The sequence below is a fragment of the Rhizobacter sp. P3_B12 genome (assembly GCF_056402895.1).
Window position 1 is genome coordinate 1 of the sequence record NZ_JBFUGN010000489.1, and the last position, 4,586, is coordinate 4,586.

Sequence of the window (4,586 nt, forward strand, 5' to 3'; positions counted from 1 at the left end):
GCCTACAAGACCGTGACGCTGCAACTCGCCGCCAGCACGCCCGGCGTGCTGCGCATCCGCGTGCTCGGCGACGAAAAGGCCGTTCGCGACGCCGGCTGCTACCCCGTCGTGCTGCAGCCGGTCACGCCGGAACTGCGCGAGTACAGCATCCCGCTGGCCAGGTTCGCCTCGGAGTCGTACTGCGGCGCCAATGCGCGCACCATCGCGGTCACGCAGGGCGCCCTGTCGGCGGTGGAAGTGGCCGACGCGAAGGTGGCCGGCGGCAAGCGCGACATCGACTTCCAGGTGGGCCGCATCACGCTGAGCCGCTGATCAGCGGCTCGACTCGCCATCGGGTTTCGAGACGAGAAGGTCTGCAGGCTGACAGTCGAGGTACTCGCAGATCCGCTGCAAGGTGTCGAAGCGCACGCCCTTCACCTTGCCCTGYTTGAGCAGGGACAGGTTGGCTTCGGTGATGCCGACGTACTCGGCCAGGTCCTTCGACTTCACCTTGCGCTCGGCGAGCATGATGTCGAGCCGGACGACGATGGGCACGGTGGGCGTCTCGCTTCAGACGATCTGCGCGTGCTCGTCGGCAAGTTCGGCAGCTTGCGTCATGACGTGCGCGATCTGCCAGACCATGCCTGCGAACAGCAGCATCAGCAATTCGCTGGAGCCGATCGTCAACCCGAGTGAGCGTTGGCCGGGAGGCGCGCCCAGCGTGAGAAGCACGCTGATCAGCGCCGACGACACGAGCCCGCCAAGCGCTGCGGCAAACATGCCGACCGCGAAGCCGCGCAGGTGTCGCACCGTGCCCAGGCTGAAGGTTTCGCCGCGCGCGAAACCGAGGAAACAAAGGCGCGCACGGAACAGGCCGTAGGCCATCGCACATGCCGGCAGCATGCCTGCCAGCACAGCCAGGCCAGCCTGCCACCCCGCGATCTGCAAACCGGGCTGAGCTGCCGGAAATGCCGACGTGCCGCCCAATCGCGCCAGCCAGATCTCGGGCGGTGTCGTGCACAACCCGTAGAGCGTGAGTGCCGGAATGGCAATCACCATCGCGAGGCATGCGAGCGCAAGCAACGCGTTGAGCCGCGCGCCGACCGGCGGAATTGCGCTTGGCGAACTCTTCATGCAGACCCCTTGTCGAGGGTCTCAGTTTGCCATATATTTCTGTAAAACAATAATAAAACAATGCGAAACAGAAATTTTCTCAACGAACTGAGCACAAGGAAATGGCATGCTGAATCGTCGTGCTGTCTGCATCACATTGGTCTTGCTGGCCGGGTGCGCGGACGTCAACTGGGAGCGCGCCTTCTACGAAGGCCAGCGCAACACGGCGCAGCAATGCCGGCTGAGTCGAAAGCCGGCCGACCCGCCCTGCCCGGTGCTTCCCGAGTTCGCCAACTATGAAAAGGAGCGCGCACGCGCGGCGGGTACCGAGCCCGCCGAGCCTGGGCGGCCCGCTGAGACACCCCGGCAATGAAAGGCCTGGCGCCCGGCGTCAGAGGGAGAAGCCGAGCAGCGCCGCCACGCCAGCCTCCTTGTTGGGGCGCGTGAAGCCGTCGCGCGTCAGCCGGCTCATCCTGATCGTCAGCGTGTCGGTCATGAACCACTTGTCGTACAGCGCGTTGATCTCGCCACTCGCGTAGAGGCGCATCAAGCTGCGGTCCACCGCCGCCAGCAAGACCTTGTCACCCTTTCGGACCATCACCGCATAGGGCTCGACCGAGAGGGCCAGGGCGCTCACCTCGAGCGAATCGAGCGCGCGGTCGGCGGACACCAGGCCGAGCAGCAACGAGTCGTCCTGCGGGAAGGCCCGCGCCCGGCCTTCCTTCAGCGCCTGGTATGCCTCTGCATTGCTGGTGTACGACTGGAATTGCGCACGCAGCTCTCCGTCGCCCAGTTGCTTGAACAGCTTCTCCGAGGTCGTGCCCTTGATGAGCGCGATCGGCAGCCCGTTCAGGTCCTTCACCGTGTTGACCTGGATGCTCCTGGACGTGAGAACGCGCATCGAGGCCACGAAGAACGAGTAGCTGAAATCGACCTTCTGCTGGCGCGCCTGGGTGTTGGTCGTCGACCCGCATTCGAGGTCGATCTCGCCGGCCTGCAGCTTGGGAATGCGCTCCGCGCCGCTGACGACCTTGAACTGCACCTTGAGTTCGCCGAGCTTCAGCTCGCGCTTGATCTCCTCGACGGCGTTCATGCACAGGTCGACCGAGTAGCCGACCGGCTGCTTCTGCGCGTTCAGGAACGAGAAAGGCCGGGCCGATTCGCGCACGCCGATGGTGATGGCCCGGCTGTCGCGGATCCGGGTCATGGTGTCGCCGTGGGATTGCGACCACGCAGCGCCGCTGCAACCCAGCAGCAGCAGGCACGACAACACGCGAGGCTGAAATGAAGACATGACCCGGACTCCTCCAAAAGCCCGGAGTCTGGAACTCGCCGTCACCGAAGAAATGATCGCCTCTCGATCGAATCATGATCTCTGACACCGCGCCGCCCTGCGTGAGGAATATCTCCGGATGCGCCGCATCGCCGAGCGCCTGTTCAATGCCCTCACCCGCTCTTCCCTACCTTGTTTCTCGAGCGGAGTCCTCACCGGGTCGCGATGGCGTGTCGGGGTATTCACGGGAATATCCAATCCGGTATCGAAGCGCGCCGAGAAGAGATTGGACCGTGCACCCACACCTCCATAGCATCGCCCCCCGCGATCTTGCCGATTGAGCGAGGCGCAACGGGCCCGTCACGTCGTGACGGCTGCTTTTTTCCGCGGAGACAGGAGTTCACTGGTGAAGACATTTCTGAGATCGATTCGATCGGCGGTTGCTGCCGGCTTTCTCGCCGCTGCGTTCAGCGGTGCACAGGCGCAATCGGCGGGCTACCTGCTGGTTCATTTCACGGGCGAGTCTGCGCAAGGCGAGCAGACCTACATGTCGGTCAGCACCGACGGCATGCATTGGTCGGACCTGAACAACAGCCAGCCGGTGCTGATGTCGACCGTGGGCGAGAAAGGCGTGCGCGACCACTCCATCGTGCGCTCGCCCGACGGTTCCAGGTACTGGATCCTCGCCACGGACCTGCGCATCGCCAGCGGCAAGGGCTGGGATGCCGCGATGCACCACGCCAGCACCAAGCTGGTCATCTGGGAATCGACGGACCTCGTGCACTGGTCCGAGCCGCGCCTGGTCGACGTGGCCGGCGCCATCCCGAACGCGGGTTGCGCCTGGGCGCCCGAAGCCATCTGGGATCCGGCATCGAACGCCTACATCGTGTACTGGGCCACCATCTCGCCGCTCAACGGCATCGACAAGCCGCGCATCTACTACGCGAAGACGACCGACTTCCGCAGCTTCACCGCGCCGCAGATGTACATCGACCGGCCCGGCACGCAAGGCATCATCGACACGCAGATCATCGAGGTCGCGGGCAGCGTCGGCGGCTTCAGGTACGTGCGTGCCTCCGGAGACGGCCAGATCACGCTCGAAGGCAGCCAGTCGGTGCTGGGCGCGTGGACGACCCTGGGCGACCTGTCGCAGATCGGCCTGACGGGCAGCATGGTCGAAGGCCCCATCCTCTTCAAGTTCAACAACGAGAACAAGTGGGGCCTGTGGGTCGACCAGTACGCTGCGGGCAAGGGCTACCTGCCGCTGACGTCGATCAACATGGGCAGTGCGCAGAACTGGCAGATCGCGTCGACGGGTTCGTACGACCTGGGTTCGGACCGCAAGCGGCATGGCGGCATCCTGAACCTGAGCGCCGCAGAGATGAGCCGCGTGAACGCACAGTGGGGAGGCGCCACGCCCATCAACCGGATGCAGTCCTCCAATTTTCCGGATCGGTACGTGCGGCATTCGAGCTTCGCGGTGCGCATCGATCCGAACGTCTCGCCGCTGGATGATTCGAAGTTCCGGATGGTGAAGGGGCTGGCGAACAACGCGGGCTACGTTTCCTTCGCCTCGGTGAACTTCCCGGGCTACTACTTGCGGCACAAGGACTTCGTCTTCGAACTCGCGCCGTATGACGGATCGCCGCAGTTCGCCGCGGACGCCACGTTCAAGCAGGTGCCGGGGCTGGCCGACACGAGCGCCAGTTCCTTCCAGGCGTACAGCGACTCGACCCGCTACATCCGCCACTACGCCTACGTGCTGCGCCTGGATCTCGTCAAGAACCAGACCGACCGCAGCGACGCGACGTTTCATGTGATCCCCTGACGCAGGTGAAGCACCCACCCGATTCGATGTAAATCGGGTGGGCTGAACTTGCATCCTGTTGCACTGCGTCTCGCTGCGCCAACGACCCCGCGTGGCCTCCGTCGATTCCGCAAGTTTCGTCATCTTTCCTGCCATCGCGACTCAGACACTAGCGCCGAAATCGAGGGCGCCGCATGTCGAATGAGATGGGCGCGCCGCACTTACTTTGACGCAACAGGATCTTCACGATGAGCATGCCAAACCAAGGCCCCAGACGCGCCAACGCGACGAGCGCATTGCTGTGCGCCATGGTGCTGTCTGCCTGCGGGGGAGGCCACGACTCGGACACCGCGGCACCTGTTGGGTCGGCACCTGCGCCTGCGCCTGCGCCTGCACCTGCACCTGCACCTGCAC

6 protein-coding genes are annotated in these 4,586 nt (G+C 64.4%); 3 read left to right on the forward strand and 3 right to left on the reverse strand.

Translation table 11 applies throughout. The annotated features are described in order from the left end of the window. Positions 1-312: hypothetical protein (locus tag AC1D01_RS21945; RefSeq protein WP_477870035.1), on the forward strand; the 312-nt coding region annotated here is incomplete at its 5' end. Here AC1D01_RS21945 and AC1D01_RS21950 read toward each other — a convergent pair. Together AC1D01_RS21950 and AC1D01_RS21955 are read right to left on the reverse strand one after the other, a co-directional pair. Then, the gene (locus AC1D01_RS21950) at positions 313-534 is read right to left on the reverse strand and encodes a helix-turn-helix domain-containing protein (RefSeq protein ID WP_457331889.1); all 222 of its coding nucleotides are present in this window, start codon (positions 532-534) and stop codon (positions 313-315) included. A gap of 15 nt (positions 535-549) precedes the next feature. Further along, positions 550-1,113, reverse strand: a complete 564-nt coding sequence (locus AC1D01_RS21955; protein ID WP_477870036.1) for a hypothetical protein — start codon at positions 1,111-1,113, stop codon at positions 550-552. Between the two features lie 106 nt (positions 1,114-1,219). Between AC1D01_RS21955 and AC1D01_RS21960 the strand changes: the two genes are divergently transcribed. Beyond that, on the forward strand, positions 1,220-1,465 hold the full coding sequence (locus AC1D01_RS21960) for a hypothetical protein (RefSeq protein ID WP_477870037.1): 246 nt from the start codon (positions 1,220-1,222) through the stop codon (positions 1,463-1,465). Between the two features lie 18 nt (positions 1,466-1,483). On the opposite strand, the gene AC1D01_RS21965 is transcribed toward AC1D01_RS21960, so the two are convergent. Next, complete coding sequence (locus tag AC1D01_RS21965; RefSeq protein WP_477870038.1) at positions 1,484-2,386, reverse strand: amino acid ABC transporter substrate-binding protein; 903 nt, start codon at positions 2,384-2,386, stop codon at positions 1,484-1,486. Positions 2,387-2,771: 385 nt separating this feature from the next. Here AC1D01_RS21965 and AC1D01_RS21970 point away from each other — a divergent pair, with 385 nt between their 5' ends. Next, complete coding sequence (locus AC1D01_RS21970; protein ID WP_477870039.1) at positions 2,772-4,193, forward strand: AbfB domain-containing protein; 1,422 nt, start codon at positions 2,772-2,774, stop codon at positions 4,191-4,193. Positions 4,194-4,586 lie beyond the last annotated feature (393 nt).

Coding starts and splice junctions, on each gene's coding strand:
- AC1D01_RS21955 (WP_477870036.1), bottom strand. CDS start 1,113: ATGAAGAGTTCGCCAAGCGCAATTCCGCCGGTCGGCGCGCGGCTCAAC.
- AC1D01_RS21960 (WP_477870037.1), top strand. CDS start 1,220: ATGCTGAATCGTCGTGCTGTCTGCATCACATTGGTCTTGCTGGCCGGG.
- AC1D01_RS21965 (WP_477870038.1), bottom strand. CDS start 2,386: ATGTCTTCATTTCAGCCTCGCGTGTTGTCGTGCCTGCTGCTGCTGGGT.